The 13,103-nt window shown below is 64.0% G+C and carries 15 protein-coding genes; 8 read left to right on the forward strand and 7 right to left on the reverse strand.

Translation table 11 applies throughout. From position 1 onward, the window contains the following. The first annotated feature begins 64 nt into the window (after nt 1–64). Complete coding sequence (locus NKH33_RS09130; RefSeq protein ID WP_352919014.1) at nt 65–988, forward strand: DMT family transporter; 924 nt, start codon at nt 65–67, stop codon at nt 986–988. A gap of 42 nt (nt 989–1,030) precedes the next feature. Here the strand turns inward: NKH33_RS09130 and NKH33_RS09135 are convergent, their stop codons facing one another. Next, nucleotides 1,031–2,479: an MFS transporter gene (locus NKH33_RS09135; RefSeq protein ID WP_502906730.1), complete on the reverse strand. Its 1,449-nt coding sequence runs from the start codon at nt 2,477–2,479 to the stop codon at nt 1,031–1,033. Nucleotides 2,480–2,618: 139 nt separating this feature from the next. On the opposite strand from NKH33_RS09135, the gene NKH33_RS09140 reads away from it, so the two are divergent. After that, nucleotides 2,619–3,512, forward strand: coding sequence for a LysR family transcriptional regulator (locus NKH33_RS09140; protein WP_352919157.1), 894 nt, complete (start codon nt 2,619–2,621; stop codon nt 3,510–3,512). Nucleotides 3,513–3,531: 19 nt separating this feature from the next. Here the strand turns inward: NKH33_RS09140 and NKH33_RS09145 are convergent, their stop codons facing one another. Genes NKH33_RS09145 through NKH33_RS09155 form a run of 3 tightly spaced genes read right to left on the reverse strand, consistent with a single transcriptional unit; the run spans nt 3,532 to nt 5,963 of the window. Further along, the gene (locus NKH33_RS09145) at nt 3,532–4,572 is read right to left on the reverse strand and encodes a zinc-dependent alcohol dehydrogenase family protein (RefSeq protein ID WP_352919016.1); all 1,041 of its coding nucleotides are present in this window, start codon (nt 4,570–4,572) and stop codon (nt 3,532–3,534) included. Nucleotides 4,573–4,605: 33 nt separating this feature from the next. Continuing rightward, complete coding sequence (gene maiA, locus NKH33_RS09150) at nt 4,606–5,256, reverse strand: maleylacetoacetate isomerase (protein WP_352919017.1); 651 nt, start codon at nt 5,254–5,256, stop codon at nt 4,606–4,608. Further along, complete coding sequence (locus NKH33_RS09155; protein ID WP_352816891.1) at nt 5,253–5,963, reverse strand: fumarylacetoacetate hydrolase family protein; 711 nt, start codon at nt 5,961–5,963, stop codon at nt 5,253–5,255. Before NKH33_RS09155 ends, maiA begins: the two co-directional genes overlap by 4 nt. A 373-nt stretch (nt 5,964–6,336) precedes the next feature. On the opposite strand from NKH33_RS09155, the gene NKH33_RS09160 reads away from it, so the two are divergent. Further along, on the forward strand, nt 6,337–7,359 hold the full coding sequence (locus NKH33_RS09160) for an acyltransferase family protein (RefSeq protein WP_352919019.1): 1,023 nt from the start codon (nt 6,337–6,339) through the stop codon (nt 7,357–7,359). A gap of 19 nt (nt 7,360–7,378) precedes the next feature. Here NKH33_RS09160 and NKH33_RS09165 read toward each other — a convergent pair whose 3' ends face one another. Together NKH33_RS09165 and NKH33_RS09170 are read right to left on the reverse strand one after the other, a co-directional pair. Continuing rightward, on the reverse strand, nt 7,379–7,876 hold the full coding sequence (locus tag NKH33_RS09165) for a GNAT family N-acetyltransferase (RefSeq protein WP_352919020.1): 498 nt from the start codon (nt 7,874–7,876) through the stop codon (nt 7,379–7,381). A 19-nt stretch (nt 7,877–7,895) separates the two neighbouring features. Continuing rightward, nucleotides 7,896–8,660 (reverse strand): copper homeostasis protein CutC, encoded by a 765-nt coding sequence (locus NKH33_RS09170; RefSeq protein WP_352771473.1) that lies wholly within the window; start codon nt 8,658–8,660, stop codon nt 7,896–7,898. Between the two features lie 241 nt (nt 8,661–8,901). Between NKH33_RS09170 and NKH33_RS09175 the strand changes: the two genes are divergently transcribed. Beyond that, entirely contained in the window at nt 8,902–9,357 is a 456-nt protein-coding gene (locus tag NKH33_RS09175; protein WP_352771471.1) for a carboxymuconolactone decarboxylase family protein, read from the forward strand. A 27-nt stretch (nt 9,358–9,384) separates the two neighbouring features. Here the strand turns inward: NKH33_RS09175 and NKH33_RS09180 are convergent, their stop codons facing one another. Beyond that, on the reverse strand, nt 9,385–10,293 hold the full coding sequence (locus NKH33_RS09180) for a LysR family transcriptional regulator (RefSeq protein ID WP_352919022.1): 909 nt from the start codon (nt 10,291–10,293) through the stop codon (nt 9,385–9,387). A 128-nt stretch (nt 10,294–10,421) separates the two neighbouring features. Between NKH33_RS09180 and NKH33_RS09185 the strand changes: the two genes are divergently transcribed. From NKH33_RS09185 to NKH33_RS09200, 4 genes are all read left to right on the forward strand, one after another. Further along, the gene (locus NKH33_RS09185) at nt 10,422–10,925 is read left to right on the forward strand and encodes a nuclear transport factor 2 family protein (RefSeq protein ID WP_352614021.1); all 504 of its coding nucleotides are present in this window, start codon (nt 10,422–10,424) and stop codon (nt 10,923–10,925) included. Between the two features lie 59 nt (nt 10,926–10,984). After that, entirely contained in the window at nt 10,985–11,968 is a 984-nt protein-coding gene (locus NKH33_RS09190) for an alpha/beta hydrolase (RefSeq protein WP_352919024.1), read from the forward strand. Next, nucleotides 11,965–12,519: a nuclear transport factor 2 family protein gene (locus NKH33_RS09195; RefSeq protein ID WP_352539717.1), complete on the forward strand. Its 555-nt coding sequence runs from the start codon at nt 11,965–11,967 to the stop codon at nt 12,517–12,519. Before NKH33_RS09190 ends, NKH33_RS09195 begins: the two co-directional genes overlap by 4 nt. A 130-nt stretch (nt 12,520–12,649) precedes the next feature. After that, entirely contained in the window at nt 12,650–13,096 is a 447-nt protein-coding gene (locus NKH33_RS09200; RefSeq protein WP_352454540.1) for a nuclear transport factor 2 family protein, read from the forward strand. Nucleotides 13,097–13,103 lie beyond the last annotated feature (7 nt).

Genomic DNA, 13,103 nt, shown 5'->3' on the forward strand with positions numbered 1-13,103 from the left:
ACCTGATTGTCTCTGGCGGAGCCATACGCCCGGCCCGATAGAGGGCGAAATCAGCGGGGCATCAATGAACAAGGCGGCGAGTCGTTGGGCGGCGAGTAGTTGGGCGGCGAGTAGTTGGGCGGCGAGTAGTTGGGCGGCGAGTGGCTGGGTTAACGGGTTCATAGGCGTGCTGATCTTCAGCGGTTCGCTTCCGGCGACGCGCGTGGCGGTGATGGATTTCGATCCGGTGTTCGTAACGGTCGCCCGTGCGGCTTCGGCGGGCATCCTCGGCCTGGCGCTGCTGCTCATTTTTCGTCAGAAGCGTCCGGAGCGGCGAGATCTGTTCCCGCTGGCGATCGTGGCGCTTGGCGTCGTGGTCGGCTTTCCCCTGCTGACGGCGCTGGCGCTCAAGCACATCACGTCGGCTCACTCCATCATCTTCGTCGGCCTGTTGCCGTTGGCGACCGCGATCTTCGGTGTGGTTCGAGGCGGTGATCGCCCGAAGCCGGCGTTCTGGCTGTTCTCGTGCCTCGGCAGCGCCCTTGTCGCCGGTTTCGCAGTCACCCAAGGCCTGTCGGTCTCGCCGCTCGGCGACATCTTGATGCTGGCCGCCATCATCGTGTGTGGATTGGGCTATGCCGAAGGAGCGGCGCTGTCGCGCAAACTCGGCGGTTGGCAGGTGATTTCGTGGGCGCTGGTGCTGTCGCTGCCCCTCATGCTGGCGCTGACGTTCATCACTTTGCCGCCGTCGCTCGAAAGTGCCGGCAGGGGCGCCTGGATCGGCTTGGCCTATGTTTCGCTGTTCAGCATGCTGATCGGTTTCGTGTTCTGGTATCGCGGCCTGGCGCAAGGCGGCATCGCCGCCGTTGGGCAGTTGCAACTGCTGCAGCCCTTCTTCGGCCTCGGGCTGGCGGCAGCGCTGCTGCATGAGCAGGTCAGTCCCGCCATGATCGCCGTCACCGCCGCCGTCGTGCTTTGCGTCGTCGGTGCCAAGAGATATGCGAGATAGGTGCGCCGGCTGCCGGAGTTGCATGCGAACCGGGTGGAATCCTCAAGGATGCTTGGCAATGATATCTGTTCGCCCGGCAGTGGCGCGGGCTGAAAATACCGCAAGGATCAGCGCCATCAGCACCAGGCCCGTCGCCACCTGGAAAGTGACCTGCATCCCTCGTGCCGCTGCCGCAGGTGCCAACACTGCCAAGCCAGTGCCTTCCCCAGCCGATGCGAAGGCGAACACCGCGCCCATCACCGACGCACCGGTGATCAGGCCGAGATTGCGCGACAGATTGAGCAGGCCGGAGACGACGCCACGCTGGTCGGATGCGACGCCGGTCATCACGGCCGAATTGTTGGAGGTCTGAAACAGGCTGTAGCCGGTGCAGACGATGATGATTGGTACGGCATAGCCGGCAATACCGAATTCCGCCCGCGACAGAGCAAAGGTGCCAATAGCGAGATCGAACAGGCCGACGATCATGATCCGGTTCGCCCCGAAACGATCGACCAGGCGTCCGGCCGGCAGCGCCGCCAATGCGGTAACCAGAGGGCCGGTCGACAGAACCAGCCCGACCATGGCTGCGTTCAGCCCGAGCGCGCGCGACAGATAGAATGGTGCGACCACCAGCGTCGCCATCATCACCGTGGCGACGATCAGGTTCATGGCGAGGCTTGCGTTCAACGCCTGGTCGCGGAACCTCGCAGGTTGAATCAAAGGGTTCTGGACCCTTGTCTGCGCAATGACAAACAGCAGGCCAGCCACGGTGGCGGCAATCAGCAAGCCGACATTGAGAGAACCGAAACTGCCACGCCCAAGGGTCATGGCGAGCGCATAAGCGGCTAGCGTCAGCGCGAGCAAGGCCGTGCCGATGCCGTCGAAACCGCGCCGATCTGGCGTCTTTTTTCCGGCCGGCAGGAAGCGCCAGGCAAGCGCAAAGGCCAGCACCCCCAACGGCAGATTGATGAGGAAGATCGCGCGCCAGCCGAGGCCGGCAATCAACAGTCCGCCAAGGGAGGGGCCAAGCGTGGTGCCGATCGCCGACATGGCGCCGAGCAGGCCCATGGCGCTGCCGGTTTTATCCGGGGGAACCGCGTCGGCAACAAAGGCCAGCGTCAGAGCCATCATGACGGCCGCGCCGAGCCCCTGTGCCGCCCGTGCGGCGATCAGCAGCCAGAGCGTCGGCGCGAGCCCGCAAAGCACCGATGCGAAGGTGAACAGGGCAATGCCGCCGAGCAATAGCGGTCGGCGGCCGAATATGTCGGCGAGCCGCCCGACGCTGACGATCAAGGTGGTGATGGCGAGCAGATAGGCCAGGACGACCCATTGCACGAGCTGGAACGATGCGCCGAATGCCTGCATCAGCGATGGCAGCCCGACGCTGGCGATGCTGGTGGCGAGCGACGACAGCAGCGTTGAAAGCGACAGGCTTGCCAATGCCCATCGGGTCGAGCGTGCGCTCACCGGGGCAACTTCGTCCCAGGTCTTTTCAGCGGTCGATGCCAAGGTGAACTCCTTTGCCGGCAGCCCCCAATCGGAGCTGTCGGACGCTATTCCCTCGCATGATGTGGCGGAAGGCGCAGTATTTGCATCTTATTCGTGCATGAAACGCCACATCGCGGCCGAGCTGTGCTACGGTCCTTCCATGTCGTCGCCAGATCTCAATCTGCTTGTCGCCCTCGATGTGCTGCTGAGCGAGGGCAGTGTGGCGCGCGCGGCCGGGCGGCTGCGCCTCAGTCCCTCGGCGATGAGCCGGACGTTGGCGCGGTTGCGCCAGGCGACAGGCGACCCATTGTTGGTCCGGGCCGGCCGTGGCCTGGTTGCGACGCCGCGCGCGCTCGAATTGCAGCAACAGGTAGGCCGAGTCGTTCAGGATGCGGAAGCGCTGCTGCGCCCGGCCAAGCTCCTCGACCTCTCTGCTCTCGACAAGGTCTTCACGCTGCGCGCCAACGAAAGTTTCGTCGAGGAGTTCGCACCGCGTCTTCTGACCCGTGTCGAAGCGGACGCACCTGGCGTACGGCTGCGTTTTGCGCCGAAATCCGACAAGAACGACATCTCGTTGCGTGACGCGGCGGTTGATCTCGAAATCGGGGTTGCCAGTGAAACGAGCCCTGAAATGCGCATTCAGGCGCTGTTTTGCGACCGCTTCATCGGTGCGGTGCGAACGGGTCACAGGCTGGGCGAGGGCCCAATGACGCCGGAACGCTATGCTGCCGGCCGCCACATCAGCGTTTCGCGGCGTGGCCGCGAAAAGGGCCCGATCGACGAGGCCTTGAAACAGCTCGGTCTCCAGCGGACGATCGTGTGCATGGTTTCCAGCTTCTCGGCCACGCTCGCCATGGCGCGCGCCTCCGATCTGATCGCCAGCGTCCCCGAACGGCACACGCTGGGCGCGCGCACGGGCATGTACAGCTTCCCGTTGCCGGTCGATATCGAGGAGGTCACCATTTCGATGCTGTGGCATCCGCGGCTCGATGCCGATCCGGCGCAGCGCTGGCTGCGAGCCTGCGTGCAGGGGGTCTGCGCGTCGTTTCGCTGATCCAGACTCAGGGCGTGATCTAGAATCTGGTCACCACGCCGATGCCTATGCCTTCGAAGCCGCCCATCGCCATTAATGCGGCCGGCGCCTCTTCGAGGCTGATCTTCTTGCCGACCAGCAGTTCGGGTTTCAGCTTGCCGGTACGGATCATCTCCATCATCGCCTGGTAGCGAAACGCCTGCATGCCGTGGCTGCCGCGGATTTCGAGCTCGAATGCGATCACCTTGTCCATCGGTATCTGCGGCCTGGCATGGTCGCCGAGCATCAGGCCGACCTGCACGTGGCGGCCGCGACGGCGCAGGTTCGCGATCGAGTTGAAAGAGGTTGTGGGGTGGCCGAGCGCGTCCATCGACATATGCGCGCCGCCATTGGTGATCTGCTTGACCGCCTTGACCACGTTCGGCGTCTTTGCCGCGTTGATCGTCGCCACCGCGCCGATCTTTTTGGCAAAGTCCAGCTTCTCGTCCGTGAGGTCGATGGCGACGACATTGGCGCCCATGGCGCTGGCGATCATGATCGCCGACAGGCCGACGCCGCCGCAGCCATGCACGGCAACCCATTCGCCGGGCGTCACCCGGCCCTGATCGACGATGGCGCGGAACGAGGTGACGAAGCGGCAGCCGAGGCTAGCGGTGGTGGCGAATTCCATCTCGTCGGGCAAGCGTACGAGATTGGTGTCGGCATGGTCGATGGCGACATATTCGGCGAACGAACCCCAGGCGCTGAAGCCGGGCTGGAACTGATGTTCGCAGACCTGGTGGTTGCCCGACGTGCATTCGAAGCAGCGGCCGCAGCCGACGGCAAACGGCACAGTGACGCGCTCGCCGCCCTTCCAGCGGGTCACCTGGTTGCCCACCGCGGCCACGACGCCGGCAAGCTCGTGGCCAGGCACATGCGGCAGGCGGATACCGTCGTCGTGCCCCATCCAGCCATGCCAGTCGCTGCGGCAGAGGCCGGTGGCCTCAACCTTGATGACGACGCCTTCCGGCGCCGGCGTCGGATCCGGCACGGTCTGGATCGTCGGCGCCTCGCCGAATTTTTCGAAGACGACGGCTTTCATCGGCTGTTCCTCATGACTTCTGCGATTTGCGGTCTATTCGGCATCGATCTGGTTCTCAGGCGCGGCCTTCTGGAACGCCGGCAGCGCCGTGCAGGCGGCATTGATGCGCGAGATCGTCGGGTAGGGCGTCATGTCGACGCCGAAGCGGGCATTGCTGGTGACCTGTGCGACCAGGCAGATGTCGGCCAGCCCCGGCGTGTCGCCATGGCAGAATGTCTTGGTCTCGGGCGAGGAAGCCAGAATCTTTTCAAGCGGCTGGAAGCCTTCGTTGACCCAGTGCCGGAACCAGTTGACGACATCCTGGTCGCCGGCGCCGAACAGTGTGCGCAGCGAGGTCAGCACGCGCAGATTGTTCACCGGATGGACGTCGCAGGCGATCATCTGCGCCAGCATCCTGACGCGGGCGCGGCCAGGCGCATCCGTGGGCAGCAGCGGTGGCTCAGGCGTGGTCTCGTCGAGATATTCGATGATCGCCAGCGATTGCGTCAGTAGCCTGCCGTCGTCCAGGACCAGTGCCGGCACCAGCCCTTGCGGATTGACCGCGAGGTAGGCGGGTTCGAGATGCTCGCCGTGGCGCAAATGATGCGGCACGTAGTCGTAGGACAGGCCCTTCATCTCCAGCGCGATCCGCACCCGGTAAGAGGTCGAGGAGCGGTAGTAGTTATGGAGGACGATGTCGCTCATCGGATCGGTTGGCCGATGGTCAGTTCGATTTCGCCGATGCCGTCGACGCCACCGGTGATCTTTTCGCCCGGCCCGACGGCGCCGACGCCAGCCGGTGTTCCGGTGAAGATCAGGTCGCCGGGCTTAAGCTCTAGCGCCTCGCTGCAAATCGAGACGATGTCGGGAACCGGCCAGATCAGTTCGGCGAGGTCGCCGTCCTGCCTGATCTCGCCGTCGACCGCGAGCCAGATGCGGCCCTTGTCGGGATGACCGGATTTTTGCGCCGGAACCAGCGGGCCGCAGGGCGCTGAACGGTCGAAGGCTTTCGACCAGTCCCACGGCCTTGCCGCCTTTTTTGCCTCGTCCTGAAGGTCGCGGCGAGTCAGGTCGACGCCGACGCCGTAGCCCCAGACATGGTCCAGCGCGCGCTCGCGCCGGATGCGGAAGCCGGCTCCGCCGATCGCGACGACCAGCTCGATTTCGTGATGCAGGTTTTGGGTCAGCGGCGGGTAGGGGATAATCGTGCCCGAACCGACCGCCGCATCGACCACTGCGTCGCCTGGCTTCGTGAAGAAGAAGGGCGGGTCGCGCTCGTCATTGCCGAGCTCGCGGGCATGAGCGGCGTAGTTGCGGCCGACGCAGAAGATCCGGCGCACGGCAAAACGCTCCGGCGAGCCGGCCACGGCCACCGACGGGGTTGCGGGCAGGGGAAGGACGAGGCCGGTCATGCACTATCTCTGTTCAGTGGATCTGTCCCCGGCACATTCGGCCGATTTGGGCAAACGGGCAAGGCATTGGATGGCGGAAGAGCAGGCCTGCCGCACGGTGCCGCGGAAATCACCGGTACATTTTGCTCTGCCGGCCAAGATGGAGATGTACCATTTGCCGTTAGGCTGGCCATGGCGCGCAGCGCCTGCCGCCAACGCCTGAGACTGTCGACCGTTGGTTTCGGGGAACGGACGTGACAGCCCCCTTTCGGTCCGCCCCCGTACTTCGGGCGTGTCGTTATCTCGCACTTGCACAAAGCTCTGGTGCGCTGCAATATAGCTGGAGGAATGCGGCCTCCAGCCCACCTTTCGCAGGTTCAATGAAGGGACCGGCATGACGGACATCTCCGCGACGCGTCTTGTCGTGTCCAGGCCTGTCGCCGATAGCTCGGCAAGAACCAGGCTTGCCTATCTCGACGGCTGGCGCGGCCTGTCGATCGCGCTGGTGCTGATCGGCCATTTCTTCCCCGTTCCCGGCATCAATCTCGGCGTCCTGGGCGTCGAATTCTTCTTCGTGCTCAGCGGCCGGCTGATGGCCGAGATCCTGTTTGTCGAATACTATCCGCTGAAGAAATTCTTCAAGCGCCGGTTCTCCCGCATCTACCCGGCACTGCTGATTTTTGTCGTCGCCGCGATGGTTGCCCTGTCCGGCACATTCATCGCCTTCAAGTGGAAGGCGGCGCTGACGGCGCTGACGTTCACCTACAACTATGCCGGAATTCTCGTCACCCGCGCCGGCGCGCTCGACCATATCTGGTCGCTCTGCGTCGAAGAGCACGCCTATATCATCCTGGCGCTGATCAGCGTCGTCGTCTCGGGGCGGTCCCGGGTCATCATGTTGCTCGGTGCATTGTCGGTGCTGGCCATGGCAAACGGCGCCATCTCCTACTGGGTGCTCGCAATAGGCTACGAGGGCACCTATTGGCGCACCGACGTGCACATCGCCTCGATCCTGCTGTCGGCGGTGATATGCCTGCTCAAGGCCGACGACAGGCTGCCGGCGCTGTTCAAGGGGCCACATGTCGCCCTGGCGGCCTCAGTACTGGCTGTGCTCCTTTTCATGGCTGCCGTGCCAACCCCGATCCATTATCTGGTCGCGGTGCCGCTGCTGGCACTCGCCGTCAATTCGCTCGACTTCAGCAGCCGGTATCTGACCGGGTTTCTATCGTCCCTGCCGATGACGATGCTGGGGCTGTGGTCGTATTCGCTCTATCTCTGGCAGCAGCCCTTTTATCAATTCGTCGACATAAAAGGCAGTTCGCCATGGTTGATGCTTGCGGCGGCGTTCGCTTGCGCGCTGTGCAGCTACTACATCATCGAAAAGCCGGCCCGCTCCTGGCTGAACCGCAATTGGTAGGGCAAACGGCGCCCGCCGTTCAGCCGGCGATCCGTCTTGCATAATACCGCACGGCTTTCCTGCCGCCGTGGATTACCGCGTCGCCCACTTTCGCAAAGCCGAGTGCGGCATGGAAGGCGTCCGAACCCGGATTGGGTGGCTCGGCATTGACTTCGCAGGTGACGATCGCCTGGCCCGCGCGTGACGCCTGCTCGAACAGATCTTCATACAGCCGTCGGGCATGGCCGCGCCCGCGCGCTGCGGCGGCGACCACGACGCGATCGACATAGGCGAACCGCGGGTAACGCTGGCGAAACCACAGGAAGTTCGGGCTGTCGTAGCTGGCGTCCTGGTCGAAGGTCATGATGAAGGCTTCGAGCATGCCGATGCGGCGCGTGTAAAACGCTTCGCCGAGCAGAAAGGACAGGCGCTCGGGTTCGAGCCACGACAATTCGGCGGCATGCTCGTTGTTGAGCGCGAGGATGGCGGGCTCATCCTGCGGCGAAACCCGTTCGATTGGCAAACGCACTTCGATCATGTTGTTCGATCGTCCTGGATCACAGCCGGGCGGCTGCGATGGTCGCCGCCACCAGCGCCTCGTCGGTCACGGTGTTGCGGTATTCGCGGTCGAGGTCGGTGCCGCCCATGCCGACTTTCGGATTGCGGTAACGCATGGCACTCGGCACGTCCTTGAGCGCGGCGAAGTGCATTTCGCTCAACCCGGTTTTCCTCCGCACCTTGCCGATGTTCTCGGGATCAAGCCCGCCGCAGCCGAGGATGATGATGCGGTCGCCGGCCTGCCTGACAAGATCGGCGAGCAGGTCAGCGCCCTCGAGCGCCGTGTCGCGCTGGCCGCTGGTCAGCACGCGGCCGACCTTGCAGCGGATCAGCGCTTCCAGCGCCTCGGTCGGGTCGCGGGTCATGTCGAAGGCGCGGTGGCAGGTGACGTTTAAGCTTCCCGCCGCCTTAACCAATTCGCTCATGCGTTGTTCGTCGATGGTGCCGTCGGCAGTGAGGCAACCGACGACGACACCGGCGACGCCGAGCTCGGCAAGCGCGCCGACATCGGCGAGCATCGAACGATATTCGGCTTCGCCATAGAGAAAATCGCCGCCGCGCGGCCGCACGATGACGTGGAAGGGGATCGTCGCCAGCTCGAGCGCCGTGCGCACCGTGCCGAAGCTCGGTGTGATGCCGCCCTCGATCAGGCTGGCACAGAGCTCGACACGGTCGGCGCCTGCGGCTTGCGCGGCCAGCAGGCCGTCTATGCCTTCGACGCAGATCTCGATCAGCGGCAGGCGAGGGCGTTCGGTCTCGATCATAGGCGATCCGTCGATGATTTCAGCTGCCCAGCGGTAGCATCGGGCATGGTGCGATGAAAGCCGGAACTGTTGGCTCAACACGCGACAGGGCGGCCGGCGGTGCTCCAATTTTGCCGCTTGACACATCCATAACCGTTCAGCTATATGTCGATTCATAGCCAGCGAGTTATTGATTGATTAACAGCACAGCCGACCGAAAGCTAAATGTGCGGCCGGCAGAAACACGCCTAAGGAGACCACCATGCAAGCACGGTTGAAAAACCCGGTGATGCTCATTCCCGGCGCCTTGCAGGCACTGCTCGCGCTGGACAAGTCGACGGAGACGGCCGACCTGTCCTATGTGACGCGCAAGCTCGTCCATTTACGCGCCAGCCAGATCAACGGATGCAGCCTCTGCGTCGATATGCATGCGCGCGAATTGAAGAAGGCCGGCGAAAAGGACGAGCGCATCTTTGCCGTGTCCGCATGGCGGGAGACACCCTACTTCACCGACGCCGAACGCGCCGCGCTGGCACTGACCGAGGCGGCAACCCGGTTGGCCGATCGGCCGGATCCGGTGCCGGATGCAGTCTGGGACGAGGCCGCCCGGCACTATGACGAAAAGGCGCTTGCCGCCCTGGTCGTCCAGATTGCCCTGATCAACGCATTCAACCGGCTCAACGCAACCACCAGGCAGATTGTCGGCGCCTGGGGCTGAACGGGGCTCGCTTTTCGCAACGGCACGTCAGATCCGCAACTCGTGAGCGTTCGCGCGGACGAAGTCGATGAAGGCCCGCAGCTTCGGCGGTACGAGGCGGCGGCTCGGATAATAGAGGTGGAGCGGCTCGTAAGCGGGACAGAAAGGCTCCAGCACCTTGACCAGCGCGCCTGAGGCGAGAAGCGGCGCGGCGAGGCCCTCGACCGCGAAGGCGAGGCCAAGCCCTTGCGCGGCGGCGGTAATGCACAGCGGAAGCGTGTTCACGACCAGGCATGCGTCCGGCGTAAATGCGACTTCGCGTCCCTCCACAATGAATTCCCAGGGTGAAATCGTGCGGGTGCGGGTGAGGGCGAATGCGATGCAGCGATGGGCGGCGAGGTCTGCCGGCCGCTTCGGCGTACCGTTGCGCGCCAGATAATCGGGGCTGCCCACCACGACCATCTGCAGTGGCCCGCCCAGACGCGCGCCGATCATGTCTTTCTCGAGAAGCTCGCCGATGCGCAGGCCGGCATCGAAGCCCTCGGCGGCGATGTCGACGAAGCTGTCGTCGAAAATCAGACTAAGCCGCACTTCGGGATAAGCATCCATGAACGGCCGCATCAGTGGCTCTATCAGCAGCGGCGCGGCGATCCAGGGCAGGCTGAGGCGCAGCGTGCCGGCGGGACGATCGCGAGCTTCGCGCAGTGCCGCGCCAGCCGCCCAGATATCTTCGGCTGCCGGGCGCACGTGGTCGAGGTATTCAGCGCCAGCTTCGGTCAAGCCAACGCTGCGGGTCGTCCGGTTGAGCAGCCGCACCCCCAGGCGCTCCTCGAGCCCCTTGATCGCCTCGCTCAACGAGGCCGGAGCGACGCCGAGCTCGGCGGCGGCGCGGGTGAAGCTTTTGGCCTCCGCAACCTTGACGAAGGCGACGATGCCGCTGAATTGGTCGAGGCGCATTGTAAGGATTGTCCAAATAGCCCTGTCGAATTCTACCGGTTTTTCCGGCGAACGAAAGGCGTCATGTTGGGTCTGACGAACGGGCCTCGGTGTTGGGAACGGCTCGAACAGGCAAGGAGACAGGACCGATGACCAGGCTTGCTTTACTCGCCGCCGGCACTCTTCTGGCGGTGTCTGCCGCCCCGGCGCACAGCGGGCCACTGGAAGACCGCAATATCCAGCTCATCAAAGGCTATTACGCAGCTTACGCGACCGGTAATCCCGAGGCCGTGCGGCCCTTCCTCGCGCCTGATATCGTGTGGCGCATTCCCGGCCATCATCCGCTCGCCGGCGACAAGCGCGGGCCGGACGAGGTGGTCGCCTTCTTCCGCGGCCTGGCCGATGGCAAGTTCAAGGCCGAGCCGATCTTCTTCCAGGCGCAAGGCGACCTCGTTGTCGACGTCCATCGCGGCTGGTCGAATGTCGGCTCAGGTCCCGAGATCGACCAGTTCTACGCGCTGATGTTCCGCATCAAGGACGGCAAGATCGCCGAGGCACAGAATTTTTTGACCGACATGTACCAGTCGGACGCTTTCTACTGGGCGCATTACCCGCTGAAGCCGCTGCCCGGCCGACTGGCTGGCGAGCGCTGAGACGGCGGTCTTTCTCGCAACGCGCAGCGCTTCTCACTCCAAGCCAAAGGAGACTTGCGATGTTTAAAACCCTGACACTTGCCGTAGCAACCACCGCCGCGCTCGCCGTCACCAATGCCGTCGCCGCACCGCGCGTCGAGCACGTCACATTCTCCTCGCATGGTGAGCAGCTTGTCGGCGAGCTCTATCTGCCGGAGGATATGGACGCGGCAAAACCTCGGCCGGCGCTGGTCGTGACCGGCGCCTGGATGACGGTGAAGGAACAGATGCCGGCCCGCTACGCCCGCGAGATGGCCGATCGTGGCTTCGTCGCCTTGACCTTCGATTTTCGCGGTTGGGGCGAAAGCGGCGGCCTACGCCGCCAGTACGAGGATCCTAGGGCCAAGATCGCCGACATCGAAGCGGCGGTCGCCTATCTCTCGAGCCGGCCCGAAGCCGATCAGGACCGCATCGGCGGGCTCGGCATTTGCGCCAGCTCCGGCTATATGGTCACCGCCGCCGCCGAAAACGCGGCGATCAAATCGGTCGCCCTCGTTGCGCCCTGGTTACAGGATGCCGAAGTGGTCGAGCAGGCCTATGGCGGCAGGCATGGCGTCGCCAGGCTTGAAGCCACGAGCGATGCGGCAGAGGCGGAATATCGCCGCACCGGCAGACAGGCATTCCTTCCGGCCGCGAGCCTGATCGACGAGCGCGCGATCATGTTCAAGGTGCCTTACTACACCGAACCCGATCGCGGCATGATCCCGGCCTGGCGCAACGAGGCCGATCCGGCGTTCTGGCGCGGCTGGCTGACGTTCGACGTCATCCAGGCTGCTCCGCGCCTGCGCCAGCCTTTTTTGATGGTGCACAGCGAGGCGGCTGCCATTCCGAAGGGGGCGCACAAATTCTACACGCGGCTGAACAGTTCCAGGCGGGAGCTGTGGCTCGACAACGTCACCCAATTCGATTTCTACGATCGTGCCGCGCCGGTGGAGGCCGCAAGCGATGCCGTCGCCGCGCACTTCCGCGCGACGCTGGGCAGTGCGGGGGAGGCGGGACAATGAGCCTCGTCACGCGCCGGCATGTCCTGGCCTCGGCGGTTTCCGCTGCGATGATTTCCGCCGTCTCGGCGCCCGCCTCGAGCGCTCCGGGAGATGCGCTGACGGTCAAAGACAGGATCGCAATCGCCGAGGCGATTGCCGGGATCGGCCTCTATGCCGATCTGCGTGAATGGAACCGGGTCAGATCCTATCTCGCAGCCCGTGTCACGACCGACTACACCAGCCTCTTCGGCGGCAAGGTCACGACTAGCGGCCGCGACGCGTTGATCGCGCAGTGGCAAGGGCTGCTGCCGGGCTTCGACGCCACCCAGCACCTCATAACCAACATCACCGTCGAGGGCGCGGGCAATGACGCGGTCGCACGCAGCCATGTCCGCGCAACCCACTGGATCGGCGGGCGGTTCTGGACGGTCGGTGGCAGCTACCTCCACCGGCTGGTGCGGACGCCGGAAGGTTGGCGCGTCAAGGCAATCTCCATCCGCCGCTTGTACGAAGAGGGGGATCGCGCCGTGCTGGCCGCCGCTGCCGGCCGGGTAAAGGCGGAGGCCAAATGAGTGTTCGGGTTTGCGCAGGCCCAGTCGCGCGGCGAGGTTGCTCGGAGCATCGGCAACGTGAATATTGATCGAAATGTCGGGGCAGGCTTGGCGCATGCGGCATTAGTGCCGCCAACCGCGGAGACAGGACATGACCCTTTCATTGCAGGAGGTTTCCGATAGGCTTGAGATCGAACAGCTGCTTGTTCGCTATTGCTATGCGGTGGACGATCGCGACTGGGAAGCCTATCGCAAAATATTCACACCCGATGCCGTGCTTGACGACACTGTAACAGGTGGAATCAGGAGCGGTGTGGACGAGCATGTTGCTTACATGAAAGGCGCCCTTTCGAAGATATTGATCTCGCAACACGCCATTTCGACAATCCTTCTGGATCTCCGAGGGGATGAGGCCAGCGCGCGCGTGCATTGTTCATGCCCGATGGTGGTCGACCTCGGCGAAGGCAAAAGGCAGGTCTTCTTCCAGGGGCTTTGGTATCGAGACCGCGTCGTACGCACGTCCGAGGGCTGGCGCATAAGTGAACTTGTCGAGGAAGGCTATTGGAATCACAATTTGCCGGAGGGGTTCGCGTTCTGACGTCTGT

Source organism: Mesorhizobium sp. M1182 (assembly GCF_040318335.1).
GTDB lineage: Bacteria > Pseudomonadota > Alphaproteobacteria > Rhizobiales > Rhizobiaceae > Mesorhizobium.

What these genes read in the sequence shown, in the direction of transcription:
- NKH33_RS09165 (WP_352919020.1), bottom strand. Translation starts at nt 7,876, where the DNA reads ATGATCGAAGTGCGTTTGCCAATCGAACGGGTTTCGCCGCAGGATGAG.
- maiA (WP_352919017.1), bottom strand. Translation starts at nt 5,256, where the DNA reads ATGAGCGACATCGTCCTCCATAACTACTACCGCTCCTCGACCTCTTAC.
- NKH33_RS09160 (WP_352919019.1), top strand. Translation starts at nt 6,337, where the DNA reads ATGACGGACATCTCCGCGACGCGTCTTGTCGTGTCCAGGCCTGTCGCC.
- NKH33_RS09145 (WP_352919016.1), bottom strand. Translation starts at nt 4,572, where the DNA reads ATGAAAGCCGTCGTCTTCGAAAAATTCGGCGAGGCGCCGACGATCCAG.
- NKH33_RS09180 (WP_352919022.1), bottom strand. Translation starts at nt 10,293, where the DNA reads ATGCGCCTCGACCAATTCAGCGGCATCGTCGCCTTCGTCAAGGTTGCG.
- NKH33_RS09130 (WP_352919014.1), top strand. Translation starts at nt 65, where the DNA reads ATGAACAAGGCGGCGAGTCGTTGGGCGGCGAGTAGTTGGGCGGCGAGT.
- NKH33_RS09140 (WP_352919157.1), top strand. Translation starts at nt 2,619, where the DNA reads ATGTCGTCGCCAGATCTCAATCTGCTTGTCGCCCTCGATGTGCTGCTG.
- NKH33_RS09185 (WP_352614021.1), top strand. Translation starts at nt 10,422, where the DNA reads ATGACCAGGCTTGCTTTACTCGCCGCCGGCACTCTTCTGGCGGTGTCT.
- NKH33_RS09155 (WP_352816891.1), bottom strand. Translation starts at nt 5,963, where the DNA reads ATGACCGGCCTCGTCCTTCCCCTGCCCGCAACCCCGTCGGTGGCCGTG.
- NKH33_RS09200 (WP_352454540.1), top strand. Translation starts at nt 12,650, where the DNA reads ATGACCCTTTCATTGCAGGAGGTTTCCGATAGGCTTGAGATCGAACAG.
- NKH33_RS09170 (WP_352771473.1), bottom strand. Translation starts at nt 8,660, where the DNA reads ATGATCGAGACCGAACGCCCTCGCCTGCCGCTGATCGAGATCTGCGTC.
- NKH33_RS09195 (WP_352539717.1), top strand. Translation starts at nt 11,965, where the DNA reads ATGAGCCTCGTCACGCGCCGGCATGTCCTGGCCTCGGCGGTTTCCGCT.
- NKH33_RS09175 (WP_352771471.1), top strand. Translation starts at nt 8,902, where the DNA reads ATGCAAGCACGGTTGAAAAACCCGGTGATGCTCATTCCCGGCGCCTTG.
- NKH33_RS09190 (WP_352919024.1), top strand. Translation starts at nt 10,985, where the DNA reads ATGTTTAAAACCCTGACACTTGCCGTAGCAACCACCGCCGCGCTCGCC.